This window comes from Streptomyces sp. 2-1 (assembly GCF_048564895.1).
GTDB lineage: Bacteria > Actinomycetota > Actinomycetes > Streptomycetales > Streptomycetaceae > Streptomyces > Streptomyces phaeochromogenes.
Map to the genome: position 1 here is coordinate 7,830,940 of NZ_CP183383.1, position 26,642 is coordinate 7,857,581.

Here is a 26,642-nt window from a genome sequence, read left to right on the forward strand (position 1 = left end):
AATGGTGCCCGAGCGGCTTCCTACTGTCGTGGAGATCGACCCACGGACCGAAGGAGGCAGGGGCGTATGCGGATAGGGATTCTCGGCACGGGCGGTATGGCGGACGCGTTGGGCACGCAGTGGCGGCGGGCCGGACACGAGGTGCTCGCGGGCAGCCGATCGGGCGGGTTGCGGGAGGCGGCCGAGTTCGGCACGGACGCGGTGCTGCTGGCGCTGCCGTACGCGGCGGTGGTCGACGTGGTCGCCGGTCTTCAGGACGTACTCCGAGGGCGGGTGCTGATCGACTGCACCAATCCTGTGGGTCCGGGCTTCGCCCTGCTCACGGCGGGCGGGCCCGCGGCGGCCGAGCGGATCGCCTCCGCCGTCCCGGCCGCGCCCGTCGTCAAGGCATTCAACCTCTGTCACGTGGACGTCTGGCGGCTGATCCCGCCGGTCTTCGACGGCCGCCCGCTGGCGGTCCCGCTGTGCGGCGACGACGAGGCCGCGCTGACCGTCGTACGCCGCCTCGTACGCGACCTGGGCTGCGAGCCGTTGACCGCGGGCGGCCTGGACCGGGCCGGGCTGCTGGAGGCGACGGCGGCGCTGCTGATCGGGCTGTGGGTGGGGGAGGGGGCGGACGCCCAGGCGATCGCCCCGCCACTGGAGTTCGCGGGCCCCGCTCTCTAGCCCTTCGGGCCCTTGCGCAGGGCGCACAGTGTGTCGATGCGGTTCGTGGTGATCGAGTCGACGCCCGCGTCGAGGAGGCGCCGCATGGAGCGGCGGGTGTCGGGCGTCCACACCGACACCAGATACCCGTCGCGGTGCGTACGGGCGATCACGTCCCGATTGGCAAGCCCGAAGCGGTAGTTGAGCCACCGGGGCCGCACCGCGTCGAGCAACGCGGGCCGCGGGGGCGCGAGGGTCGTCCAGGTGAGGGCGATCTCCGCGGCGGGGTCGGCCGCGCGGACGGCGAGCATGACGTCGGCGCCCGCGCAGTAGTACACGCGCTCCTCGGCGCCGAGGTCACGGATGACACCGACGATCCGGCGGACGGCACGCGCGTCCGCCGGACCCGGCAGATCGACCATGAACCGGCCGTCGTCCGTCGACTTGAGGGCCTCCGCCAGCGTGGGAACACCGCCGGAGGTCAGGCCCCGCACCTCGTCCGAGGAGAGCGACACCAACGGCCGGTCCTGCTCCCACAACCGCTTCAGCGTGCTGTCGTGCAGCAGCACGGGCACGCCGTCGCGGGTGAGCCGGACGTCGATCTCCACCGCGTCCGCGCCCCGTTGGAGCGCGGAACGCAGGGAGTCGATCGTGTTCTCGCGGACGCGGTAGGGGTCGCCGCGATGGGCCACGGCTGTCACGGTACGCATGGGCCCATTGTGCTGGCTCAGGGAGCCAGCCAGGCAGAGGTGTACGTGTCGATGTCCTCGGCGAGCTTCGCCTTGCCGGCGTCGTCGAGGAAGGAGACCTCGACGGCGTTCTTGGCGAGTGCGGCGAGACCCCGCTCGTCCAGTTCGAGGAGGCGGGCCGCGACCGCGTACTCGTTGTTGAGGTCGGTGCCGAACATCGGCGGGTCGTCGGAGTTGATCGTGACGACGACTCCGGCCCGGACGAACTCCTTTATGGGGTGCTCGTCGAGGGTGCGGACCGCGCGGGTGGCGATGTTGGAGGTGGGGCAGACCTCCAGCGCGATCCGGTGCTCGGCGAGGTGCGCGAGGAGCTTCGGGTCCCGGGCGGAGCTGGTGCCGTGCCCGATGCGCTCGGCGCGCAGATCGGTCAGCGCGTCCCAGATCGTCTCCGGTCCCGTCGTCTCGCCCGCGTGCGGTACGGAGTGCAGGCCGGCCGCGATCGCACGGTCGAAGTACGGCTTGAACTGCGGCCGGGGCACGCCGATCTCGGGCCCGCCGAGCCCGAAGGAGACCAGGCCCTCCGGGCGGAGCTTGTCGGTGGTGGCGAGCCGGACCGTCTCCTCGGCGGATTCGAGTCCCGCCTCGCCCGGGATGTCGAAGCACCAGCGCAGTACGGTCCCGAAGTCGGCCTCGGCGGCTGTGCGCGCGTCCTCGATCGCCTCCATGAAGGCGCCCTCGTCGATACCGCGACGGGTCGACGAGAACGGCGTGATCGTCAGCTCCGCGTAGCGGATCTGCTGGCGGGCCATGTCCCGGGCGACCTCGTACGTCAGCAGCCGTACGTCCTCGGGGGTGCGGATCAGGTCGACGACGGACAGGTACACGTCGATGAAGTGGGCGAAGTCCGTGAACGTGAAGTAGTCGGCCAGGGCCTCGGGGTCCGACGGCACCTTCGAGTCCGGGTGGCGGGCCGCCAGCTCGGAGACGATACGGGGGGAGGCCGAGCCGACGTGGTGGACGTGGAGTTCGGCCTTGGGCAGTCCGGCGATGAAGGCGTGCAGGTCGTGGCGGTCGGTCAAGGGTCTCTCCCCGGGACGGCGTCCGGCCGTGTGTCCGGCGGACGCGGGTGATCGGCTGATCGGTGGTTCAGGGATCATCGTAGGACGCGGTCCGTGCGGGGGAGGCCCGGGCCGTAGCATGACGCTACGTACGACAGAGGGGACTCCGCGCATGTCCGACGACGCGCAGACGCCGGGTGCGGCGGCCGGCGACGAATCGGGGGCCCGCCCCGAGGACGCGGCCCCCGCGGCGAAGGTCCCACTGAGCAAGCCACCCGCCGAGCCGACCCCCTGGGCTCCACCGGTGGACGCGGCCCCCGGAGACGGGGTCGGCCCGACACCGCCTTCGGTGCACGACCAGCAGACGGTGACGTCGCTGCCGGGCGGGATGCCGCAGGTTCCGGGTGCGGGTACTGGCGCGGGCACTCCGGTGCCGCCCGGCTCGACCCCCTCAGGCGCTCAGCCCTGGGCCAACCCGTTCGCGCCGCCGAACCCCTTCGGGCCTCCCACCGGGGCGCCCCACCCGTACGCGCCCCCGGCCGGGCCCCACCTCCACCCCACTCCCGGTTCCTCGGTCCCCCCGCCTCCCATCGCGCCCGAGGGCCCTGGGCAGATGCCGTACGGGTATGGCGGCTACCCGGGCTATCCCGCTTACGGTGGCCCCGGCGGGGGTCCTGGCTACGGCTGGCCGGGGATGCCCATGGCGCCCAGCAACGGGCTGGGCACGGCCGGGCTCGTGCTCGGCATCATCGCGGCGGTCGGCTTCTGCCTGTGGCCTGTCGCCCTCGCCTGCGGGATCCTCGCGGTGATCTTCGGCGCGATCGGCCGCGGGAAGGCTCGCCGGGGCGAGGCCACGAATCCCGGCCAGGCCCTGGCCGGGATCATCTGCGGCGCCGTCGGCATAGCCCTGGCCATCGCATTCGTCGTGGTCTTCCTGATCGTCCCCGACGACTCCGACAACGACGACTCGGGCCCCGCCGACGACGGCTTCAACACGTCCCTGCTCGTCAACGACTGACCTGCGGTCCGGCGGGGGGCCTGGGGTGGGTGGGGCTCGATGCCGACATCGGGTGCGGGCCGACCATGGCTGAAGTGCGCGGTTCCTCGCGCCCCTGGGGTGGGTGGGGCTGGATGTCGTGTGTTGGGTGCGGGCCGACCTTGGTTGAAGTGCGCAGTTCCCCGCGCCCCTGGGGTGGGTCGGGCTGGACCTCGTGTGTCGGGTGCGGGTGGCCCTTGGTTGAAGTGCGCAGTTCCCCGCGCCCCTAAAAGCGCAGGGCACCCTACGCCTTCAGGGGCGCGAGGAACTGCGCGAGCAACCCCGAGACACCCGCACCCTCCAAACGACCCGACGCCCCCAGAGACCTAGGGGCGCGGGGAACTGCGCGAGCAACCCCGAGACACCCGCACCCTCCAAACGACCCGACGCCCCCAGAGACCAAGGGGCGCGAGGAACCGCGCAGCCAGCCCAAGGCGGCCCGCACCTTTCACGCAGCCGCCAACCTCCCCCGCGCCTCCATCAACGCGAACCCCAACAGATTCGCCCCCCCCGCCACCGCCCAGGATCAAACGCACGGTCGTCGTCAGCCGACAACCCGATCCCCCACACCCGATCAAGAGGGCTGGCCTCAACAAGCACCCGCTCCCCGGTACCCACCAGAAACGACCGAAGTTCGCCGTCCGAGGCGAACTTCCCCACGCTTCCGTCCACGACGATCCCGAACCGCTCCCGCTCCCAAACGGCCTCGTCGAACCCCCGCACCAGCCGCCCCGCCTTCTTGGCGAGCGCGGGATTCGGCGCGTCGAGGGCGAGCCGCTCGGCCCGCTCGTCACCGAAGAGCCGCGCTTTCCGCGCCATCATCCAGTGCTCGGCCGTCCGGTACTCCACTCCGTCCACCGTGAACGGCGACGGCCACCACTGACTGAGACAGCCCGCCCCCACCTGCCCGTCGGCCCGCGCCCGGTGCCCCCAGAAGTGGAGGTACTCGACCTTTGCCCCCGACCGGACCGCGCTGACCAGCGCGTCCCGCGAATCGATCTTCCCCATGCACGCGAGTCTGGCAGGAACCACTGACACTCCGTCCCTCCTTTTCCAAGCGAACTCGACACCTGGTCGACAGATTCCGTCGCGTAACCAAAAGGCAACAACGGAATCACTTGTTGGAGGGCCGTTGCTCTGTCAGGATCGGCACTCAAATCGAGCTGGAGCTACGCCGACCCCCGGTGCACGGGGAGGACGGCGGAGGAGAGCGACATGCACAATCCGGGCCATCGCTTCCAGGCACAGGACCGCTTCGAGGCAGGCGCGCAGTACATCGCGGGCCGGCTGACGAAGGGCACGTCCGGCCGCACCCACGCGGTCGTCGATCCGGCCACCGGCGACGACGTATACACGTACGAGCTGGCCAGCACCGTGGACGTGGACGCGGCCGTCGCCGCCGCCCGCGAGGCGTTCCCGGGCTGGGCGGCCACCACCCCGGGCGAGCGCTCGGACGCCATGCACCGCTTCGCCGCCGTGCTGGCCGACCGCGCGGAGGAGTTCGCGCAGGCGGAGTCGCTCCAGTGCGGCAAGCCGATCAAGCTGACCCGGGAGTTCGACGTCCCGGGCACGATCGACAACACAGCTTTCTTCGCGGGTGCCGCCCGGCATCTGCAGGGCCAGTCCGCCGGTGAGTACTCCGGCGACCACACCTCGTACGTACGCCGTGAACCCATCGGCGTCGTCGGCTCCATCGCGCCCTGGAACTACCCCCTCCAGATGGCCGCCTGGAAGGTCCTCCCGGCGATCGCCGCGGGCAACACCATCGTCCTGAAGCCCGCCGAGCTCACCCCGCTCACCTCGCTGCTGTTCGCGGAGGCGGCCACCCAGGCGGGCATCCCGGACGGTGTCGTCAACATCATCACCGGGGCCGGCAAGGACGCCGGTGAGCATCTCGTCGGGCATCCCGACGTCGCGATGACGTCGTTCACCGGGTCCACGGCCGTCGGCAAGCGCGTCGCCGAGATCGCCACGGCCACCGTCACGCGGCTTCACCTGGAGCTCGGTGGCAAGGCGCCCTTCGTGGTCTTCGACGACGCGGATCTGGAGGCCGCCGTGCACGGCGCGGTGGCGGGCTCCCTCATCAACACGGGCCAGGACTGCACGGCCGCCACGCGCGCGTACGTGCAAAGGCCCCTCTACGAAGAGTTCGTCTCCAGGACCGCGGACCTGATGGCGACCGTCCGGCTCGGCGACCCGTTCGCGCCGGACACCGACCTCGGGCCGCTCATCTCGTTCGCCCAGCGCGACCGCGTCGCCGGATTCGTCGACCGGGCGCGCTCCTACGCGCGCGTGGTCACCGGCGGCGAGATCCCGCAGGACCTCAAGCACGGCGCGTACTACCGGCCCACCCTGGTCGCGGACGCCGCGCAGGACAGCGAGATCGTGCAGTCCGAGCTCTTCGGTCCCGTGCTCGTCGTCCTGCCCTTCGACAGCGACGACGAAGGCATCCGGCTGGCCAACGACACCCCGTACGGCCTCGCCGCCTCCGCCTGGACCCGTGACGTGTACCGCGCGAACCGGGCCACGCGCGAGATCAAGGCGGGCTGTGTGTGGGTCAACGACCACATCCCGATCATCAGCGAGATGCCGCACGGCGGCTACAAGGCGTCCGGTTTCGGCAAGGACATGTCCTCGTACTCGTTCGAGGAGTACACCCAGATCAAGCACGTCATGTTCGACAACACCGCGGTGGCCAGGAAGGACTGGCACCGCACGATCTTCGGGGACCGATAGTCACCACCGGCCGAGACCAGGCCGCACCCTCCCGAAAGGGCACCACGAGCATGGAGCAGTACGAGCCCGACAGCCTGTCCTCGGCCCAACTGGCCGCCATGCGGCGCAGCCTCAGGAACGGCAGGGCCTCCCTCAGCCGCCGTTCGCTGATGCGTGCGTCCGCCGGCGGCGCGCTCGCCCTCGGCGGGCTCGGGACGCTGAGCGCCTGCGGGATCCCCGCGGCGAAGAACACCGCGGGCGTCTCGTCCGAGGACCACTCGGCCAAGGAGAAGCAGATCAACTTCTCCAACTGGACCGAGTACATGGACGTCGACGACAGCGAGAAGCACCACCCCACGCTCGACGAGTTCACCAAACGCACCGGCATCAAGGTCAAGTACACCGAGGACATCAACGACAACGTCGAGTTCTTCGGGAAGCTCAAGCCGCAGCTCGCGGCGGGCCAGGACACCGGCCGCGACCTGATCTGCGTCACCGACTGGCTGGCCGCCCGGCTCATCCGCTTCGGCTGGGTGCAGAAACTGAACGCCTCCAACCTGCCGCACGCGTACGCCAACCTCTCCCAGCAGTTCCGTACGCCGGACTGGGACCCGGGACGGGCGTACTCCTACCCCTGGACCGGTATCTCCACGGTCATCGCCTACAACAAGAAGGCGCTGGACGGCGTGGAGGTCAAGTCCCTCTCGGACATGCTCGACAACCCCAAGCTCAAGGGGCGCATAGGCCTGCTGTCGGAGATGCGCGACAGCATCGGCATGACCCTGCTCGACATGGGCAAGGACCCGGCGAAGTTCACCGACGACGACTTCGACGCGGCGATCGCCCGCCTCCAGAAGGCCGTCGACCAGGGCCAGATCCGCCGCTTCACCGGCAACGACTACACCTCCGACCTCACCAAGGGCGACCTCGCGGCCTGTGTCGCCTGGGCAGGTGACGTCGTCCAGCTCAAGGCGGACAGCCCGGACGTCGACTTCGTCATCCCGGAGAGCGGCTATCTGACGTCCACGGACAACCTGCTGGTCCCCAACAAGGCGCGGCACAAGACCAACGCCGAGCGGCTCATCGACTACTACTACGAGCCCGGTCCGGCCGCGCAGCTCGCCGCGTACATCAACTACGTCTGTCCCGTCGACGGCGTGAAGGCCGAACTGGCGAAGATCGACGAGTCGGCGGCGGACAACCCGCTGATCATTCCCGACGCCGCCATGGCGGCCAAGTCCCACTCCTTCCGCTCCCTGAGCACGAAGGAAGAGACGGCCTACGAAGAGAAGTTCGCGAAGCTGACAGGGGCGTAACGCCTCCGGCGGGTGCGGATCCGGTGGTCCAGGCAAGCCCGGGCGGGTGCCCGGCGCCCTGGGCGGCAGACACCGGCTCCGCCGCGGACCTGCCCGTGCGGCACGGCTTCCGTGTCCCGCCCCCGGACCACAGACGACCCCGAACACCCAGGGACCACACCATGACGAACGACACCGGCGGCGATGTCCGCCTCTCCGGAATCAGCAAGACCTACGGCTCCTTCACCGCCGTCCACCCGCTCGACCTGACCGTCCCCCAGGGCTCGTTCTTCGCGCTCCTGGGCGCCTCGGGCTGCGGCAAGACCACCACCCTTCGCATGATCGCCGGGCTGGAGGAACCTTCCTCCGGATCGGTCCGGCTCGGCGACCAGGACGTGACGAACCTGCCGCCGTACAAGCGGCCGGTGAACACCGTCTTCCAGTCGTACGCGCTCTTCCCGCACCTCGACATCTTCGAGAACGTCGCCTTCGGTCTGCGCAGACGCGGCATCAAGTCGGTGAAGAAGCAGGTCGAGGACATGCTGGAGCTGGTCCAGCTCGGTGAGCAGGCCCGCAAGAAGCCGCACCAGCTCTCCGGCGGCCAGCAGCAGCGCGTCGCCGTGGCCCGCGCGCTGATCAACACCCCCAAGGTGCTCCTCCTCGACGAGCCCCTCGGCGCCCTCGACCTCAAGCTGCGCCGCCAGATGCAGCTGGAGCTCAAGCGCATCCAGACCGAGGTCGGCATCACCTTCGTGCACGTCACGCACGACCAGGAGGAGGCCATGACCATGGCCGACACGGTCGCCGTGATGAACGCGGGCCGCGTCGAGCAGCTCGGCTCGCCCGCCGACCTCTACGAGAACCCGAACACCACGTTCGTCGCCAACTTCCTCGGCACCTCGAACCTCATCGAGGCCGAGGTCGATTCCAAGAGCGGCGACGAGATCGTTCTCAAGGCGGGCGGCGGCAAGCTCCTGCTGCCCGCTGCGCGGTGTTCCGCGCCGACGACGACCGGCGGCAAGGTCCTCGTCGGCGTACGCCCCGAGAAGATCTCGCTCACGCACGCCGACGACGCGGGCGAGATACCGGCGGGCCGCAACCGCATCACCGGCACGATCGCCGACTCCAGCTTCATCGGCGTCTCGACGCAGTACGTGATCGACAGCCCGGTCTGTCCCGAGTTCGAGGTCTACGCCCAGAACATAGACCGCGACTCCCGGCTGGTGCCCGGCACCGAGGTCGTCCTGCACTGGAACCCGGCCCACACCTTCGGCCTGGACGCCGCTCAGGACATCGACGCCGGCATCGAGACCGTCGAGGAAGAGGCGGCCTGATGACGACCGTCACCGACGCGCCACCCCTGGCGCCCACGCCCGCGCCCGAGGAGCGCCCACCTCGTAAGAGAGGCCGCCTCACCCCGTACTGGCTGCTGCTTCCCGGCATCCTCTGGCTGCTCGTCTTCTTCGCGCTGCCGATGGTCTACCAGGCCTCCACGTCCGTGCAGACGGGCTCCCTGGAGGAGGGCTACAAGGTCACCTGGCACTTCGCGACCTACTGGGACGCGGTGGCCGACTACTGGCCCCAGTTCCTGCGCTCCATCGCGTACGCCGGCACCGCCACCATCCTGTGTCTGCTGCTCGGCTACCCGCTCGCGTATCTGATCGCGTTCCGCGCGGGCCGCTGGCGCAACCTGATCCTGATCCTGGTGATCGCGCCGTTCTTCACCAGCTTCCTGATCCGTACGCTCGCCTGGAAGACGATCCTCGCGGACGGCGGCCCGGTCGTCGGCGCCCTCAACACGCTGCACGTCCTGGACGTCACCAGCTGGCTCGGCATCACGGCCGGGGACCGTGTGCTGGCCACGCCGCTCGCGGTGGTCTGCGGTCTCACGTACAACTTCCTGCCGTTCATGATCCTGCCGCTCTACACCTCACTGGAGCGGATCGACGGGCGGCTGCACGAGGCGGCGGGCGATCTGTACGCGAAGCCCTTCACGACCTTCCGCAAGGTGACGTTCCCGCTGTCGATGCCCGGTGTCGTCTCCGGGACGCTGCTCACGTTCATCCCGGCGAGCGGCGACTACGTGAACGCCGATCTGCTCGGCTCCACCGACACCCGCATGGTCGGAAACGTCATCCAGACGCAGTTCCTGCGGATTCTCGACTATCCGACGGCAGCGGCTCTCTCGTTCATTCTCATGGCCGGGATCCTCGCCATCGTCACCCTCTACATTCGCAAGTCCGGGACGGAGGATCTGGTTTAAATGGCCCTCGTACGCTGGCTTAAGCGCCGTCTCGTCGTCATCGCGGGTCTGCTGACCCTCGGTTATCTGCTGCTGCCGAACATCGTCGTCACGGTGTTCTCCTTCAACAATCCGAAGGGGCGCTTCAACTACGAATGGCAGCAGTTCTCCACGGACGCCTGGACCGATCCCTGCGGGGTCGCGGACCTGTGCGGCTCGCTCTCGCTGAGCCTGCAGATCGCGGCCTGGGCGACCCTCGGCGCGACCGTCCTCGGCACGATGATCGCCTTCGCGCTCGTCCGCTACCGCTTCCGGGCGCGCGGTGCCGTGAACTCGCTGATCTTCCTGCCGATGGCGATGCCCGAGGTCGTGATGGCCGCCTCGCTGCTCACGCTCTTCCTCAACCTGGGCGCGCAGCTGGGCTTCTGGACGATCCTGATCGCCCACATCATGTTCTGTCTGAGCTTCGTGGTCACCGCCGTCAAGGCCCGTGTCATGTCGATGGACCCGCGGCTGGAGCAGGCCGCCCAGGACCTGTACGCCGGTCCCGTGCAGACCTTCGTCCGGGTCACCCTGCCGATCGCCGCCCCCGGAATCGCCGCCGGAGCGCTGCTCGCCTTCGCGCTCTCCTTCGACGACTTCATCATCACCAATTTCAACGCGGGCTCGACCGTCACGTTCCCCATGTTCGTCTGGGGCTCGGCCCAGCGCGGAACACCCGTTCAGATCAATGTCATCGGTACGGCCATGTTCATCGTCGCCGTACTGTTCGTGCTGGCCGGAATGGTCATCGGCAACCGCCGAAACCGCCAAAAGGCATAACCGCAGCAATTCTGTTGGGAGTTGAAATCATGGCCCCGAGCGCCATGAGTCGTAGAAAAAATCAGAGCGACAAGAACTGGGCGAAGTCGCTTTCGGACGCCCAGCCGGTCTCGTACTGGCTGGACGACCCCGGCAAGCCCCGCCCCGAGCCCGCGCTCACCACCGCCGAGACCTGCGACCTGCTCGTCGTCGGCGGCGGCTACAGCGGACTGTGGACCGCGCTCCTCGCCAAGGAGCGCGACCCCGGGCGCGAGGTCGTCCTGGTAGAGGGCCGCGAGGCGGGCTGGGCCGCCTCGGGCCGCAACGGCGGTTTCTGCGCCGCCTCCCTCACGCACGGTCTGTCCAACGGCCTGACCCGCTGGCCCGACGAGATCCACAAGCTGGAGGAGCTGGGCGCCCGCAACCTCGACGGCATCGAGGCGACCGTCGCCCGCTACTCCCTCGACTGCGACTTCGAGCGCACCGGCGAGATCGACGTCGCCACCGAGCCGTACCAGGCGGCCGAACTCCGGGACTGGCACGAGGAGTTGGAGCGCCGAGGCCTGGCGAACGGCGTCGAGTACCTGGACACCGAGGCCGTACGGGAACAAGTCGACTCACCGACCTTCCTCGCGGGCCTGCACGACCGCCGCGGCGTCGCCATGCTGCACCCCGCCAAACTCGCCTGGGGCCTCAAGCGCGCCTGCGTCGAGCTGGGTGTCCGGGTGTACGAGAACACGCCCGCGCTCACCCTCAGGCCGTACGGCGCCGGGATGGCCGTACGCACTCCGTACGGCAGTGTCCGTGCCCGCCGGGTCGCCCTCGGCACCAACATCTTCCCGAACCTGGTCAAGCGCGTGCGCTCGTACACCGTCCCGGTCTACGACTACGCGCTGATGACCGAGCCGCTCACCGCCGACCAGCTCGCCTCCATCGGCTGGAAGAACCGGCAGGGCCTCGGGGACTCGGCGAACCAGTTCCACTACTTCCGGCTGTCCGCCGACAACCGGATCCTGTGGGGCGGCTACGACGCGGTCTACCCGTACGGCGGCCGGGTGCGCGCCGAGTACGACGACCGGCCGGAGACGTACGCGAAGCTCGCCGGGCACTTCTTCACCTGCTTCCCGCAGCTGGAGGGCGTCCGCTTCAGCCACGCCTGGGGCGGCGCCATCGACACCTGCTCCCGCTTCTCCGCCTTCTTCGGCACGGCGCACCAGGGCCGCGTGGCCTACGCGGCGGGCTATACGGGCCTCGGCGTCGGCGCCACCCGCTTCGGCGCGGACGTGATGCTCGACCTGCTGTCGGGGGAGCGCACGGAACGTACGTCGCTGGAGATGGTCCGCAAGAAGCCGCTGCCCTTCCCGCCCGAACCGTTCGCGTGGACCGGGATCGCGCTCACCAAGTGGTCCCTGGCGCGGGCGGACGCGCACGGCGGTCGGCGCAACCTCTGGCTGAAGACGATGGACCGGCTGGGGCTCGGCTTCGACAGCTGAGACCGTGTGACCCGCTTCACTCTCAACAAGTTGTCAGAACCCGCGTAATGCCCGGCCCGAACCTCCCTCTCTCCTGTGACGCGACCAGCGTCGACACGAGAAAAGGGAGGTTCCGCCATGACAGGGGCCAAGACGGCGGTCGAGTGGCTGGCATCCGTCGCTCCGGATCCAGAGGCCTGCCGCTGGGAGTGGGAGCGCAACCCGCTGGGGGTCGCGCTGCTGCCGGCGGGCAGGGCCTGGGACGTACTCATCCTGCCGGGCGAACTCGGCTATCCGACTCTCGACGTGCTGACCCGGGTGCTCGACCAACCCGGCCCGGTGCTCGTCGACTTCGGCGACGCCCGGATGGGGTTCTTCGTGCCCCCGGGCACGGCGGCCCGGTGGCTCGGCACGGGGGTGCGCACGGCGGGGCACGGTACGTGGATCGTGGTGCCGTATCCGGGGAGGTCGACCGGCGGGGTCCGCTGGCTGGTCCCGCCGGACGGCTCGGGCACGCTCACCGACCCGACACTGCTGGAACTGGCGATGCACGAGGCGGCGGCGGCTCTGGCGACCGATGAACGTGACAGCCGATGACCGTGGATAGCTGCCGGAGACCTTGACAAGCCTAATTGGTCTGGACCAAATTGGGCGCGCTCCACCCTCCAATTCCCCCACGCCAGGAGGTACTTGTGGATCGCGTCAGATCTGTCCTAGCCCTCTGTGCGGCCACCGTCCTGGCCGTGCCCGGCATCACCGCACTCTCGTCGGCCGCCCGTGCGGCCGACGCGGACCTCGCCAGGAACGGCGGGTTCGAGGCGGGCCTCGACGGCTGGACCTGTACGGCGGGCAGCGTGGTCAACTCACCCGTGCGGAGCGGCGGTTCGGCACTGAAGGCGACCCCGGCCGGCAGTGACAACGCGCGCTGCGCGCAGACCGTGACCGTCAAACCCGACTCCCAGTACACCCTCGCCGGATACGTCCGGGGCGACTACGCCTACCTCGGCGCGAGCGGCACGGGCACCACCGACGTCTCCACCTGGACCCAGTCCGCGCCGGACTGGCAACGGCTCACCACCACCTTCCGCACCGGCGCGTCCACCACCAAGGTCACGATCTACACCCACGGCTGGTACGGCACCGGGGCGTATCACGCCGACGACATCTCCCTCGTCGGCCCGGGCGTCGACGCCGGACAACCGCCGGCCGCACCCGCCACCCCCACGGTCGGCACAGTCACCTCCACCAGCGTCGCCCTGTCCTGGCCGTCCGTCCCCGGCGCGACGGGCTACGCGATCCACCGCAACGGTACGAAGATCCAGTCCGCGAGCGGCACTTCGGCCACCGTCTCCGGACTGTCCCCCTCCACCGCCTACTCCTTCCAGATCACCGCCGTGAACGCGGCGGGCGAGTCCGCGAAGTCCCCGGCGGTCACGGCGACCACGACATCCGGTCCTGGCGGCGGCGACCCCGCGGACCTCCCCGCCCACGCCCTGGTCGGCTACCTCCACGCGAGCTTCGCCAACGGCTCCGGCTACACCCGCATGGCCGACGTCCCCGACAGCTGGGACGTCATAGACCTGGCCTTCGGCGAACCCACCTCGACCACCTCGGGCGACATCCGCTTCAGCCTCTGCCCGGCCACCGAGTGCCCGAACGTCGAGAGCGAAGCCGAGTTCAAGGCGGCGATCAAGGCGAAGCAGGCGGCGGGCAAGAAGGTCCTGATATCCATCGGCGGCCAGAACGGCCAGGTGCAACTGACGACCACGGCGGCCCGCGACACGTTCGTCTCCTCGGTCTCGAAGATCATCGACACCTACGGGCTCGACGGCCTGGACATCGACTTCGAGGGCCACTCGCTCTCCCTGAACGCCGACGACACCGACTTCAAGAACCCGAAGACACCGGTGATCGTGAACCTCATCTCGGCCGTGAAGACCCTGAAGGCCAAGTACGGGAACGACTTCGTCCTGACGATGGCGCCGGAGACGTTCTTCGTCCAACTCGGCTACCAGTACTACGGAACCGGCAAGTGGGGCGGCCAGGACCCGCGCGCCGGCGCCTACCTCCCCGTCATCCACGCCCTGCGCGACGACCTGACGCTCCTCCACGTCCAGGACTACAACTCGGGCCCGATCATGGGCCTCGACAACCAGTACCACTCCATGGGCGGCGCCGACTTCCACATCGCCATGACCGACATGCTCCTCACGGGCTTCCCGGTCGCGGGCGACACCAACAACGTCTTCCCGCCCCTGCGCCCCGACCAGATCGCCATCGGCATGCCGGCGACACCGAACGCGGGCAACGGCCACGTCCCGTCGTCGGAGACCAACAAGGCCGTCGACTGCCTCACGAAGAAGACCAACTGCGGCTCGTACGCGACCCACGGCACCTGGCCCGCCCTACGCGGCCTGATGACGTGGTCGATCAACTGGGACCGGTTCGGGGGGTGGGAGTTCTCGAAGAACTTCGACGGCTACTTCGGCTGACGAGCCGTGTCGCTGCTGCTGCTGGGGCTCGTGACCATCGCGAGCCCCAGCAGCAGCATGGCGCTCAGACACCAGCTCCCCGCCACGTCCAGCGGCCAGTGGTAGCCCCGGCGGACCAGGCCGAAGCCGACCGCCGTCACCAGGACCAGGCAGCCGATGACCAGTTCGCGGCGCCGGTAGCGGCTGTTGAGCCAGGGGACCAGGAGGAGGACGGCCGCTCCGTAGGCGACGGCGGCCGTGGCCGTGTGGCCCGAGGGGTAGTAGCCGTCACCGGCCATGCCGGGCGGGCCGGTGCGGCCGACGGTTTCCTTCAGAGGTACGACCAATGCCGGTACGGCGGCCATGGCGACCAGGGCACCGAGCGGCGGAACCCACCAGCGGGGCAGGTCCGCGCGCCGAGCCCGCCAGGACACGTAGACCACGACCGCGAGCAGCACCGGAACGGCCACCGCGAGGTTGCCGAGATCCGCGAGGAACTCGGCGGCTCCGGCCGGGAGACGGCTGTGCCTGATCTCCCCGGCGAGCCGCTCGTCCGCCCGCCGCACGGGGCCGTCGACGGCGGCTTGCCAGGTCAGGAGGGCGAAGAGGACCGCAAGTATCCCCATAACCCAGACCGGCCGCCCCACGGCACGACGCTCACGGTCTTGAGGGGCAGATGCCGGCTGTGAAGGGTGCCGATCCGGAACGCTGGTCATGCCCCACACCTTGCCAGCCATGATCGCCCGGGACGACGGAGGCGCCCCTCAACACCAACCCCGTAGACGCCCACCCCCGCCAACGGTGGAGCCCAGACGCGCCGAAAGGCTTGCACCAGGGGGGGTAGGTGCAAGCCCTTCGGTGGAACCGATCAGATCGGGTTGTCGCTCGCCCCGGGGGGTTTGGGGCGGGCGACTGTCCGATCGGTGAGGAGACCCGAAGCACAAGGCTCCGGTTGTGTGCGCGAGGCACGCCCAGGGCGAAGCTGGGGAGGCCCCGTCCCGGTACCGTCCACAGTCCCCTGTGGCCGGGGTGTATCTCTCATCTGGGTAGAACCTACGTCAGGGCCGAGGCCTCCGACAGGTGGATTCGCGTCCCGCCATGCACCTCGCACACGTTCTTCACACGCCCCGCTCCTCACCGCCGCGACACCGGAACCGATGAGACAGACTCCGCTCAGATGCGGGCAAAAGCCTGCTCGATGATGTCGAGACCCTCGTTCAGCAGGTCCTCGCCGATGACCAGCGGCGGCAGGAAGCGCAGCACGTTCCCGTAGGTGCCACAGGTCAGGACCAGTAGGCCCTCCTGGTGGCACGCCTTCGCGAGCGCGGCGGTCGCCTCAGCGTTCGGCTCCTTGGTCGTACGGTCCTTGACCAGCTCGATGGCGATCATCGCGCCGCGGCCCCGGACGTCGCCGATGATGTCGAACTTCTCGGCCATCGCGCCCAGGCGGGCCTTCATGACGGCCTCGATGTTCTTCGCCTTCGCGTTGAGGTCGAGCTCCTTCATCGTCTCGATCGAGCCGAGCGCACCCGCGCAGGCCACCGGGTTGCCGCCGTAGGTGCCGCCCAGGCCACCCGCGTGCGCGGCGTCCATGATCTCGGCGCGGCCCGTGACGGCGGCGAGCGGCAGACCGCCCGCGATGCCCTTGGCGGTGGTGATCAGGTCCGGGACGACACCCTCGTCCTCGCACGCGAACCACTGGCCCGTACGGCAGAAGCCTGACTGGATCTCGTCCGCGACGAAGACGATCCCGTTGTCGGTCGCGAACTTGCTGAGGGCCGGAAGGAAGCCCTTGGTGGGCTCGATGAAGCCGCCCTCGCCGAGCAGCGGCTCGATGATGATCGCGGCCACGTTGTCCGCACCGACCTGCTTGCTGATCTGGTCGATGGCCTGCGCGGCGGCCTCGGGGCCGGCGTTCTCCGCACCGGTCGGCCAGCGGTAGCCGTACGCCACCGGCACCCGGTAGACCTCGGGCGCGAACGGGCCGAAGCCGTGCTTGTACGGCATGTTCTTCGAGGTCAGCGCCATCGTCAGGTTCGTACGCCCGTGGTAGCCGTGGTCGAAGACGACGACGGCCTGGCGCTTGGTGTACGCCCGCGCGATCTTGACGGCGTTCTCGACGGCCTCGGCGCCGGAGTTGAAGAGGGCGCTCTTCTTGGCGTGGTCGCCCGGCGTCAGCTCGGCCAGCGCCTCGGCGACGGCCACGTAACCCTCGTACGGCGTGACCATGAAACAGGTGTGGGTGAAGTCCTGGAGCTGGGCGGAGGCCCGGCGTACGACGGCCTCGGCGGACGCGCCGACGGAGGTCACGGCGATGCCGGAGCCGAAGTCGATCAGCCGGTTCCCGTCGACGTCCTCGATGATCCCGCCGCTCGCGCGCGCGGTGAAGACGGGCAGCACGGACCCCACTCCGGCCGCGACCGCGGCGAGACGGCGGGCCTGCAGTTCCTGCGACTTCGGACCGGGAATGGCGGTGACGACGCGGCGCTCCTGCGGAAGTGTGCTCATGAGGGGCTCCCTGGGGGTCTTGCGAACGGCTTGGGGAAGGTCTTCGAGAAGGGTCTTCGGGAAGGACTCTGGAAAGGTCTTCGGGAAAGGGTCTTCGAGAAGGGTGCGGCGGACGGCCCGCGAACGGGTTCTTCGGACGCTCCGCTTCCTTCTTCGCAGGCTAGAGCCGGGAATGGGGGGTGGGCATGCTCCATCTGGGCGGTGTCGGGAGATTCGGTTGTCCGCCGTGGACATAGCGCGGGCGGGGAGCGGCGAGGGGCCGGGGTGTCCGTATCGCCGCGTACCCGGCCCGGTAAGCGGTGAACTCCCCTTGTGAGGGCGTTAGATTGACTCGCAAACCACGTATGGAGCGGCTGGTCAGGGGTGGCAGAGGCGATGGACAGCGACGGGACGCAGGACGCACGGGGCACGCACGCCGATCGTGTGCCGCGGCCGGCGGGACCGCCCCAGGTGCCGCCGCGGCCCGCGCAGGCGCCCGGGATGCCGCCGGCGCCGGACGGGTCCACCTTTCTCACCTGGCTGCGGACCCCGCGGCCCGAGGCCGCGCCGGGCGTGTGGCGGTTCGGGCACTTGCCGCGGCCGGATGAGGAGCCCGAGCGGATTCCGGCCCGGCAGCTGATCGGCGGGGCGCTCATCGCGTTCCTGGTGGGGTGGCTGATCTGGTCGCTGCTGTGGAACGGCTACCTCGGCGGATGGTGGCTGCTGCCGCTCTACGCGATGATCCCCGACTCATGGGCCGAGCCCCACAGCTTCGGTTCCGTCGTGGTCGTCTACGCCTACTACGTGGCCATCGCCATGGGCATCATGATCGGAGTCGGGCGCCTCGGCCGCTGGAGCGAGGTGTGGCACCGCTACGGGCTGCCCGCCTGGCGCCGGGCCGCGCCCGTGAGCGAGCGACCCCCCGCGCCCGAGGAGGACCCCGCCCAGTGGAACCAGCTACGCGCCGCCGGAGCCACCGACGCCGCCGAACGGCTCGGCGCCGAGGCCCGGGCCGGACGGATGCGCGATGTCGACCAGGCCAGGATCGCCCGGGCCTGGCAGGGCGTGCGGAGCGGGCGGCACAGCCTCGCCACCTTCAGCGGGGCCGTTCTGCAGGACGGGGCCGCGGCCTGTCTGCACCCCTCCGGGGAGAGGGATCTGCCCGGACGGCTCGCGAAGCACGATCTCGTGACCGGGCAGGTACGGCTCGGCACGACCGCCGACGACCCGCGGAACCCGTACTCCTATCGCGGGACCGGCCTCGCGCTCGGGCCGGATCTGCTGGGCACCTCGCTGCTCGCCGTCGGGCCCGCCGGATCCGGCAAGACCGGCGGGGTCGTCTGGCCGCTCGCCGAGTCGCTGTGCCTGCACGCGCTCGCGGGGCGGGCCGCCGTGGTCGTCGTCGGGGCCGCGGGGGCGGGGCTCGGGCCGGTGGACGCGTACGACGTCGTGGTGCGGGTGGGCAATCCCGAGTCGGTGTACGACCTCGATCTGTACGGCGGGACCACCGACCCCGACGAGGCGGCGGCCGTGCTCGCCGAGGCGCTCGTCGGGGACCTCGCCGATCCGCATCCCGGAGCCGACAGCAGGCGGTCCACCACCGTGCTGGCCCAGCTGCTCGGGCCGTTCCGGGGCGTGCACGGCCGTTTCCCTTCCGTGCCCGAGCTGAGGCAGCTGCTCGACGGCGCGCCCGGACCGCTCGGCGCACTGCGCAAGGCGCTCACGGAGGGCGGGAAGGAGTCCCTGCTGAGGGAACTCGACGCACGGGAGCGGCAGTTGGGGCATCCGGGGGATGTGGGGAGTGTCCTCGCCGATCGGGTGGCCCTGCTCGACCGCCCCGCGTTCGCCGGGTTCTTCGACACGTCCGGGCAGTCACGCCCCTTCTCCCTGCGCGCCCTCGACCACCCCGTGCGGGTGCGGATCGACCTGCCCGAGCGCGGGCACGCCGACGCCTCCCGGATGCTCGCGCGGCTCGTGCTCGCCCAGTTCGCGGCGAGCGTCGCCGTACGGGAGGACCGGTCGCTGTTCGCCTGTCTCGTGCTCGACGACGCCACGGGGGTCATCACGCCCGAGGCCGTACGGGGCATTCAGCGGCTGCGGTCCGCCAACGCCGGGGTCGTGATGACGCTGCGCACGCTCGACGACGTACCCCGGCCGCTGCGGTCGCCGCTGCTCGGCGCGATCGGGTGCCGGATGGCGCTGTCCGGGCTCACGCCGTGGGACGGTCAGGACTTCGCCGAGGTGTGGGGCAAGGAGTGGACCGAGGCGCGGGACGTCACCGACCGGCAGATCATCGCCGAGACGCCGGCCGGCAAGGCCGTACACATGCTGCGGCGGGTGATCACCGGCAATGCGCCCACCGCCCGGGCCGTGACCGTGCGGCAGGTCGAGCGTGAGCGGTGGTCCGCGTCCGAGCTGGCGCACGGGGTGCCGCCGGGGCACGCGGTGCTCTCGCTCACCAGCGTGCGCGGGGAGCACGCGCCGCCGCTGCTGGTGGATCTGCGGAGCTGAGGCGGCTGCGGGAAGCGGGTGCAGGACGGGTGCGGGAGCCGGGGGGCTCCTGAGGTGAGGGGTTTTTGACGGGTGCGCCGAGCGGGACGCCCGGACATATGGTCACGGGCCGACCGTACGGTGAGGCAGAATCGACATAGGTCGTTCATACGCTGCGGCCAAAGGATCGCAAAGATCACATAGCCCGCGACCGTCGAAGAACCTGTGAAGATCCGAAGACCTGAAGGCCTCATGCCCCCCACGCTCGCCTCGCTCGTCCATCACTCGGCGCTCAAGCTCACCGTGCGCGCGGGCGGGGAACGTCTGGACACCCCCGTTCGCTGGGTGCACGCCAGCGAGCTCACCGACCCCGTGCCGTACATGGAGGGCGGGGAACTGCTCCTCATCACCGCGCTCAAGCTGGACGCTGAGGACGCCGAGGCCATGCGGCGGTATGTGAAGCGGCTGGTGGGGGCGGGGGTGGCCGGGCTCGGCTTCGCCGTCGGGGTGCACTACGAAGAGACGCCCAAGGCGCTCGTCGACGCGGCGGAGGGCGAGGGGCTGCCCCTGCTGGAGGTTCCGCGGCGCACACCGTTCCTCGCCATCAGCAAGGCCGTGTCCGCCGCCATCGCCGCCGATCAGTACCGGGCGGTGACGGCGGGCTTCGCGGCGCAGCGGGAGCTGACCAAGCAGGCGCTGAGCGACGGGCCCGAAGGGCTCCTGACCGCACTCGCCTCGCAGGTGGACGGGTGGGCCGCCCTGTACGACGCGTCCGGCGCCGTCGTCGCCACCGCGCCCGAGTGGGCTGGGCGGCGGGCCGCCCGGATCACCGGTGACGTGGAGCGGCTGCGGGAGCGGGCCGCGCCCGCGAGTTCCGTCGTAGGCGGCGGCGGTGGTGCGGGCGACGGTGAAGGTGGTGACGGCGGGGACGGAAGCGGCGAGGACCGGGTCGAACTGCACTCGCTCGGGACGGGGCGTCGGGCCCGGGCCGCGCTCGCCGTGGGGACCGCCGCCGCGCTGGGTACGGCCGAGCGGTACGCCGTGCACTCCGCCATCGCCCTGCTGACGCTGACCACGGAGCGCTCCCGGTCGTTGTACGCCGCCGAGCAGCGGATCGGGGCCGCCGTGCTGCGGATGCTGCTGGCCGGGCAGCCGGATCATGCGCGGGGGGTCGCCGGGGATTTGTACGGGGGACTCTTGGACGCGCCCTACCGGATGATCCTGGCCGAGGCCGCGTCGGCTTCCGCCGGGCGGGCGCGGGCTCGGGCCGGGGACACGGACACGGACCCGGATGGTGGCGGGGCCGCGGTCAGCGCCGAGGCCGCCGCCGTCCTTGCCGAGGCCGGCGGCGATCTCGTGGGCGGGCTCGGTGAGGTCGTGGAGTCCGCCGCCGCCCGGTCCGGCGAGGCCGTGCTCGTGGTGCCCGACGGGGAGCGGCTCGTGGTGCTCGCCGCGGATCGGGGTGCGGTCGTCGCCGCCTGCGCCCAGTACGCCGAGGCCGTCGGGGGCGCTCGGTCCGGCAGCGAGCAGACGGGCGACGAGGACGAGCTGGTCGTCGGCATCTCGGCTCCCGCCGGGCCCATCGCCGCGGGGGCTGCCTACAAGCAGGCCGAGCAGGCGCTGTCCGTCGCCCGGCGGCGGGGGCGGGTGCTCGTCGAGCACGAGGATCTGGCCGCGGGGTCCGTGGTGCCGTTGCTCGCGGATGACGCGGTGCGGGCCTTCGCGGACGGGTTGCTCAGGCCCCTGTACGAGCATGACGCCACCGGGCGGGGGGATCTTGTCGCCTCGTTGCGGGCGTGGTTGTCGCGGCACGGGCAGTGGGATGCGGCTGCGGCGGATCTTGGGGTGCATCGGCATACGTTGCGGTACCGCATGCGGCGGGTCGAGGAGATCCTCGGGCGGTCTCTGGACGATCCGGATGTGCGGATGGAGCTGTGGCTGGCGCTGAAGACGACGGCGTCGGCGGAGTAGGGGGCTTTTTTCGCCCCCGCCGCCCCTACCCATTCCCGTCACTTACTCGGGGGCTGCGCCCCCGAACCCCCAAAAGATTGCGCAGTTCCCCGCGCCCCTAGGTTTTCAGGGGCGCGGGGAACTGCGCAGTCCAGCCACAACGCACCCGCACGCATCCACCCCGCCAGCCGCCTCCCACCCAGCCCGTCCGGCGTTTGAGGGCGAGGCCGTTCAGGCCGATCTCCCCACCCACCCACGGTCAACCCACCCACCTCCGTCAGCCCCCGCCCACCCACTCAGCCCGTCCGGCGTTTGAGGACGAGCGCGTTCAGCGCGATTCGGGGGTCTGGGGGCGGAGCCCTCAGGGATGGGACGGGTAGGGGCGGCGGGGGCGAGAACAAATCCGGGACTAGGCCAAAGCGGCGCACCCCGGCACGGGAGTGCTACGACTCGGACAGGCGCCGTCGAGGGATCGCGGGCCTACCGTGGTCGGGAAAGACCAAGAAATCCCCCGAACGCGGAAGGGCCCGGACTCGCACATGACCTCCACCCACGCCTTCTGGCTCGCCGGCCGCCAGGCCACAGGCGAGTCCACCTTCGACGTCACCTCCCCGTGGGACGGCCACCCCGTAGGCAAGGTCTCCGTACCGACCGACGCCCAGGTCGAGGAGGCCGTGGCCGCCGCGTACGCCGTACGGGACGAGTTCGCCGCCACCCCCGCCCACGTACGCGCCGCCGCCCTCGACCACGTCAGCCGCCGCCTGGCGGAGCGGACCGAGGAGATCGCCCGGCTCATCTCCGCCGAGAACGGCAAGCCGGTCAAGTGGGCCCGCGGCGAGGTCGGCCGGGCCGTGTCCGTGTTCCGGTTCGCGGCCGAGGAGGCCCGCCGGTTCAACGGCGGCGAGGCCCAGCGGCTCGACACCGACGCCGGCGGCCAGGGGCGCCTCGCCCTCACCCGCCGCTTCCCGAAGGGCGTCGTCCTCGGCATCGCGCCGTTCAACTTCCCGCTGAACCTCTGCGCCCACAAGATCGCCCCCGCCATCGCCGCGGGCGCCCCGATCATCCTCAAGCCCGCTCCCGCGACCCCCCTCTCCGGGCTGCTCATCGGCGAGCTGCTGGCCGAGACGGACCTGCCGGCCGGGTCCTGGTCCGTGCTGCCCGTCGCCAACGACAAGATGCCCGCCCTCGTACAGGACGAGCGGCTGCCCGTCATCTCGTTCACGGGGTCCGACAAGGTCGGCTACGCGATCATGGACTCCGTACCGCGCAAGCACCTCACCCTCGAACTGGGCGGCAACGGCGCGGCCGTCGTCCTCGCCGACTGGGCGAGCGACAAGGACCTCGACTGGGCGGCCTCGCGGATCGCCACCTTCTCCAACTACCAGGGCGGACAGTCCTGCATCTCCGTACAGCGGGTGATCGCGGACGCGTCCGTGTACGACCGGCTGCTGCCCCGCGTGGTGGCCGCCGTCGAGGCGCAGGTCACCGGCGATCCGGCGGACGACGCCACCGACGTCGGGCCGCTGGTGAGCGAGGACGCCGCCAAGCGCGTCGAGACGTGGGTCGACGAGGCCGTGAACGCCGGCGCCAAGCTGCTCGCGGGCGGCAAGCGCGACGGTGCCTCGTACGAGCCGACCGTGCTGGCCGATGTGCCGGCCGACGTGACCCTCTCCTGCGAGGAGGTCTTCGGGCCCGTCCTCACCGTGCAGAAGGTGGAGGGGGAGGCGGCCGCCTTCGCCGCCGTCAACGAGTCCAAGTACGGGCTGCAGGCAGGCGTGTTCACCCACGACCTGCAGACCGCCTTCCGCGCCCACCGCGCGCTGGAAGTGGGCGGGGTAGTGGTCGGTGACGTGCCGTCCTACCGCGCCGACCAGATGCCCTACGGCGGCGTGAAGCAGTCCGGGGTCGGGCGTGAAGGCGTGAAGTTCGCGATGGACGACTACACGTACGAGCGCGTGCTCGTCCTCACGGGACTCGCTCTCTGAGATCGGGCGCCGAGGCGTCGGGCGACGGCCGGAGTCCGCTGTGCGGGGACTCCGGCCGTCGCCGTACCTCCTCCGGACCCTCAGCCGGAGAAGCCGACGTGCGCCAGCCGCACCGGGCCGCGCAGCCCGATGTGCAGGTCGTGGACCTCGGTGGCGCTGAACGGGACGGCGACGGTGGTGTAGTCGTACGGTCCCCGCGTGGCCGGGACATCCAGCCGGGCGGTCACCGGGCCGCCGTCCAGGGCCAGTTCGAGTGAGCCCTCGCCCGACACTTCGAAGGTGACGGCGACGGTCCCGGTCGCCGGGCCGAAGTCGCAGCCGCGGTAGACCAGTTCGGCGGTGTTCCCCAGGCTCTCCTGGCTTCCCTGGCTCCCGTGATTCCCCTGCGCGGGTGTCACCGCGTCGCCCGACACCTTCGTACGGTCGACGATCTCCGCACCCCGCTGCTCGTCGAAGTCGGCCGCGTTCAGGCCGAGTTCGAGGACCGGACGCGGGGTGATGGGCGTGCCGTCCAGTTCGATCGTCGCGCGCAGACGGACGTCCTCGCTGGACGCGCACACGAGGAGTTCGTACCGGCCCGGCTCGACGCGCCGGATGCCGTGGACCACGTCCCAGAACTCGAAGGCGGAGAGCGGGAGTTCGAAGGCCAGCTCGGTGGAGGCGCCGGGGAGTACGTGGATTCGGCGGTGGGCCAGCAGTTCACGGCGGGGGCGGGAGACCGACGGGGTCACGGCGCGGGAATAGAGCTGGGCCACCTCGTCGGCCGGTGTGCTGCCCGTGTTGGTGACCGTGAAGGTGACGTGCACGGAGTTCTCGCCCACGTGGGCCACGAGGTTCCCGTACTCGAAGGACGCGTACGACAGGCCGTGGCCGAAGGGGAAGAGCGGGGTGCCCTCGAAGTACAGGTAGGTCTGGCGGCTGCCGATCACGTCGTAGTCGAGGAGGTCGGGGAGGTCCGCGTCCGAGGCGTACCAGGTCTGGGGGAGTCGGCCGGCCGGTGAGACGTCGCCCGCCAGGACGCGGGCCAGGGCCGTGCCGGCCGCCTGGCCGCCGTGGGCCGTCCAGAGGACGGCGGGGAGGTCCGCGGGGTCGGTCGCGTACGGGTAGGAGGACGTGATCACCAGGGCCGTGCGGGGGTTCGCGGCGCGGGCCGCCTCCAGGAGGCGCTGCTGGTGGGCGGGGAGGGCGAGGGTCGTACGGTCCTCCGTCTCGCGGCCGTTGATGTGCGGGTCGTTGCCCGCGACCACGAGGACCACGTCGGCCGCGGCGGCCGTGCGGGCCACCGTGTCCTCGCCGCGTTCCGTGATCTCCAGTTCGAGGATTTCCGGGTTCTGATCGGCAACCTTTACGCCGTCGGCGGTCACAGAGACGTAGCGACCCGTACCGATGTGCTTCAGGAGGTGACCGCCCGCATGGGAACCATGGGATTCGTGGGACTTCTGAGATTCATCGGATCCATGGGATTCGTGAGGCTCCAGGCGGAAGGTCTCCTGGACGACCCAGCCGCCGGGCTGGTCGGCGGAGGCGCGTACGAAGCCGTCCTCGGCGACCGAGAGATAGCGGCCGTCGGGGGCGCGCAGGGTGAGGACGCCCCCGCCCCAGTCGATCAGCGCGAGCTCGGTGCCCGTGGTGTCGGTGGTGAGCGGGGGCAGGTCCGTGCGGCCCGCGAGGAGGGCCGGGTCCAGCGCACCCTCGGCGCCGCGGACCTCGTCGGTCGCGTCGTCCGCCGGCGGCACGCTCAGATACGTACCGGCGGAGGTCTTGATGCGTACGCGGTCCACGCCCTCGGCGAAGTCCACGCGGTCGGCGCCGAAGCGTTCGTAGAGGCCTTCGAGCGGGGTGGAGCGGTGGATGAGGGTGCCGCTGTACCAGTCGAGCTTGCACTCGTCGGCGAGGAGGCCCACCACCGCGATGCGGGTGTCCTGCCCGGTGAGGGGGAGCAGGCCGTCGTTCTTGAGGAGGACGATCGCCTGTTCCGCGGCTTCCCGCGCGAGGGACCGGTGCGCGGGAGTGTCGAAGTCCTTCGTGTCCGCGTACGGGTCCAGGCGCGGGTCGAACTCGCCGAGGCGGAAGCGGATCGCGAGCTGGCGGCGGACCGCCGCGTCGATGTCGGACTCGGTCAACAGGCCCTGGTCCAGGGCTCCTTGGAGGCGTTCGACGATCTGCGTGCTGTCCGTGCCGTGGTCCGTGAAACTGTCGACGCCGGCGATCAGAGAGGCGGCCGTGGCCTCCTCGTGCGTGTCGAAGTAGTGCTCGGAGTCGACCAGGTTCGAGGGCGCGCCCGCGTCCGAGCAGACCAGGAGGTCCTGGTCCGTCCAGGTGCGCAACTGCTCGCGCAGATACGGCGAGACGTGGTTGGGGCGGCCGTTGACCAGGTTGTACGCGGGCATCACGCCGGCCACCGTGCCCGCCTCGACCGTCTCGCGGAAGGCGCGCAGGTCGTACTCGTGCAGCACACGCGGGCGGACGGAACTCGACGCGGTCGCCCGGTCCGTCTCGTTGTTGTGCGCGAGCCAGTGCTTGAGGACCGGGGCCGTCCGCCAGTACGCGGGGTGGTCGCCGCGCAGGCCCCGGGTGTAGGCGGTGGCGATGGCCGAGGTCAGCTTCGGGTCCTCGGAGTAGCCCTCCTCGTTGCGGCCCCACAGGGGGTGGCGCAGGAGGTTGACCGTGGGCGCCCAGACGTTGAGGCCGACGCGGTCGTCGCGCGAGCGCATCGCGCGGGTCTCGGTGGAGACCGCCTCGCCGACCCGGCGTACGAGCTCGTCGTTCCAGGTCGCGCCGAGGCCGACCGCCTGTGGGAACACCGTCGCCGGGCCCATCCAGGCCACCCCGTGCAGCGCCTCCTGGCCGGTGCGGAACGCGGCGACGCCGAGCCGCTCCACCGCGGGCCCGAACTGGTGCAGCATCGCGACCCGTTCCTCCAGGGTGAGCCGCGACAGAAGATCGTCGATGCGCTTCGCGAACGGCAGCTGCGAGTCGCGGAAAGGCGGCGTTTGAGCGGTCACGCGAGGATCCCTCTGTGGAAGGTGCGGGCGAACGGTGAAGGACTTTCGAAGCGCTTCGATGCTCATTCGACTCCGGGGTGGGTGTCAAGACACCCCGATGCAACAACTCCGAATCCTCACCGCCATCCCAAGGGCCGGAAGCGACCGGTTCAGACCTTTATACCTCCGAGGAATGTTGGAATCGGCTCTTGTGCACCCCCAGGTGTTCACTTAACCTCGCAGCAACATCGAAGCGCTTCGACTCTCGTCGATAGTCGAAGATGTCGCCCCCGGAGGGTGCGCATACCTCCGAGGTCCGTTT

17 protein-coding genes and 2 pseudogenes are annotated in these 26,642 nt (G+C 70.5%); 13 read left to right on the forward strand and 6 right to left on the reverse strand.

The features are described 5' to 3' along the window. The first annotated feature begins 66 nt into the window (after window positions 1–66). Window positions 67–666 (forward strand): NADPH-dependent F420 reductase, encoded by a 600-nt coding sequence (locus tag ACN20J_RS34575; RefSeq protein ID WP_419667522.1) that lies wholly within the window; start codon window positions 67–69, stop codon window positions 664–666. On the opposite strand, the gene ACN20J_RS34580 is transcribed toward ACN20J_RS34575, so the two are convergent. Both ACN20J_RS34580 and ACN20J_RS34585 read right to left on the reverse strand, forming a co-directional pair. Then, window positions 663–1,355, reverse strand: coding sequence for a glycerophosphodiester phosphodiesterase (locus tag ACN20J_RS34580; RefSeq protein ID WP_419667523.1), 693 nt, complete (start codon window positions 1,353–1,355; stop codon window positions 663–665). The two genes, ACN20J_RS34575 and ACN20J_RS34580, sit on opposite strands and share 4 nt — an antisense overlap. 17 nt (window positions 1,356–1,372) lie before the next feature. Continuing rightward, window positions 1,373–2,465, reverse strand: a pseudogene (locus ACN20J_RS34585) (adenosine deaminase). A 99-nt stretch (window positions 2,466–2,564) separates the two neighbouring features. Here ACN20J_RS34585 and ACN20J_RS34590 point away from each other — a divergent pair. Then, entirely contained in the window at window positions 2,565–3,410 is an 846-nt protein-coding gene (locus ACN20J_RS34590) for a DUF4190 domain-containing protein (protein ID WP_419667524.1), read from the forward strand. A gap of 466 nt (window positions 3,411–3,876) precedes the next feature. Here the strand turns inward: ACN20J_RS34590 and ACN20J_RS34595 are convergent. Beyond that, window positions 3,877–4,436: pseudogene (locus tag ACN20J_RS34595) on the reverse strand (NADAR family protein). A 207-nt stretch (window positions 4,437–4,643) separates the two neighbouring features. Here ACN20J_RS34595 and ACN20J_RS34600 point away from each other — a divergent pair. The 8 genes from ACN20J_RS34600 to ACN20J_RS34635 all read left to right on the forward strand — a co-directional run bounded on the left by ACN20J_RS34600 (window position 4,644) and on the right by ACN20J_RS34635 (window position 14,445). Then, a complete protein-coding gene (locus ACN20J_RS34600; protein WP_189845642.1) occupies window positions 4,644–6,164 on the forward strand; it encodes a gamma-aminobutyraldehyde dehydrogenase in 1,521 nt (506 codons plus the stop codon). 50 nt (window positions 6,165–6,214) lie between these two features. Beyond that, complete coding sequence (locus tag ACN20J_RS34605) at window positions 6,215–7,459, forward strand: polyamine ABC transporter substrate-binding protein (protein ID WP_189845643.1); 1,245 nt, start codon at window positions 6,215–6,217, stop codon at window positions 7,457–7,459. Between the two features lie 161 nt (window positions 7,460–7,620). Then, window positions 7,621–8,772 (forward strand): ABC transporter ATP-binding protein, encoded by a 1,152-nt coding sequence (locus ACN20J_RS34610; RefSeq protein WP_143640713.1) that lies wholly within the window; start codon window positions 7,621–7,623, stop codon window positions 8,770–8,772. Continuing rightward, complete coding sequence (locus ACN20J_RS34615; RefSeq protein ID WP_189845645.1) at window positions 8,772–9,701, forward strand: ABC transporter permease; 930 nt, start codon at window positions 8,772–8,774, stop codon at window positions 9,699–9,701. The genes ACN20J_RS34610 and ACN20J_RS34615 overlap by 1 nt, the downstream gene beginning before the upstream one ends. Continuing rightward, entirely contained in the window at window positions 9,702–10,502 is an 801-nt protein-coding gene (locus ACN20J_RS34620; RefSeq protein WP_055617187.1) for an ABC transporter permease, read from the forward strand. It abuts the gene before it with no gap. Window positions 10,503–10,531: 29 nt separating this feature from the next. Beyond that, window positions 10,532–11,974, forward strand: a complete 1,443-nt coding sequence (locus tag ACN20J_RS34625; RefSeq protein ID WP_419667525.1) for an NAD(P)/FAD-dependent oxidoreductase — start codon at window positions 10,532–10,534, stop codon at window positions 11,972–11,974. Between the two features lie 117 nt (window positions 11,975–12,091). Further along, window positions 12,092–12,550: a hypothetical protein gene (locus tag ACN20J_RS34630; protein WP_189845647.1), complete on the forward strand. Its 459-nt coding sequence runs from the start codon at window positions 12,092–12,094 to the stop codon at window positions 12,548–12,550. 95 nt (window positions 12,551–12,645) lie between these two features. Beyond that, a complete protein-coding gene (locus tag ACN20J_RS34635; RefSeq protein WP_419667526.1) occupies window positions 12,646–14,445 on the forward strand; it encodes a chitinase in 1,800 nt (599 codons plus the stop codon). Here ACN20J_RS34635 and ACN20J_RS34640 read toward each other — a convergent pair. Together ACN20J_RS34640 and gabT are read right to left on the reverse strand one after the other, a co-directional pair. Further along, a complete protein-coding gene (locus ACN20J_RS34640; RefSeq protein ID WP_246575699.1) occupies window positions 14,433–15,050 on the reverse strand; it encodes a phosphatase PAP2 family protein in 618 nt (205 codons plus the stop codon). The two genes, ACN20J_RS34635 and ACN20J_RS34640, sit on opposite strands and share 13 nt — an antisense overlap. 547 nt (window positions 15,051–15,597) lie before the next feature. Next, complete coding sequence (gene gabT, locus ACN20J_RS34645; RefSeq protein ID WP_419667527.1) at window positions 15,598–16,932, reverse strand: 4-aminobutyrate--2-oxoglutarate transaminase; 1,335 nt, start codon at window positions 16,930–16,932, stop codon at window positions 15,598–15,600. A 375-nt stretch (window positions 16,933–17,307) separates the two neighbouring features. Between gabT and ACN20J_RS34650 the strand changes: the two genes are divergently transcribed. The 3 genes from ACN20J_RS34650 (at window position 17,308) to ACN20J_RS34660 (ending at window position 23,336) form a co-directional block, all read left to right on the forward strand. Then, window positions 17,308–19,422 (forward strand): ATP-binding protein, encoded by a 2,115-nt coding sequence (locus ACN20J_RS34650; protein ID WP_189845651.1) that lies wholly within the window; start codon window positions 17,308–17,310, stop codon window positions 19,420–19,422. 231 nt (window positions 19,423–19,653) lie between these two features. Next, window positions 19,654–21,372 (forward strand): PucR family transcriptional regulator, encoded by a 1,719-nt coding sequence (locus ACN20J_RS34655; protein WP_189845652.1) that lies wholly within the window; start codon window positions 19,654–19,656, stop codon window positions 21,370–21,372. Window positions 21,373–21,890: 518 nt separating this feature from the next. Further along, window positions 21,891–23,336: an aldehyde dehydrogenase family protein gene (locus tag ACN20J_RS34660; RefSeq protein WP_419667528.1), complete on the forward strand. Its 1,446-nt coding sequence runs from the start codon at window positions 21,891–21,893 to the stop codon at window positions 23,334–23,336. Between the two features lie 80 nt (window positions 23,337–23,416). Here ACN20J_RS34660 and ACN20J_RS34665 read toward each other — a convergent pair whose 3' ends face one another. Beyond that, complete coding sequence (locus ACN20J_RS34665) at window positions 23,417–26,341, reverse strand: glycoside hydrolase family 3 C-terminal domain-containing protein (protein WP_419667529.1); 2,925 nt, start codon at window positions 26,339–26,341, stop codon at window positions 23,417–23,419. Window positions 26,342–26,642 lie beyond the last annotated feature (301 nt).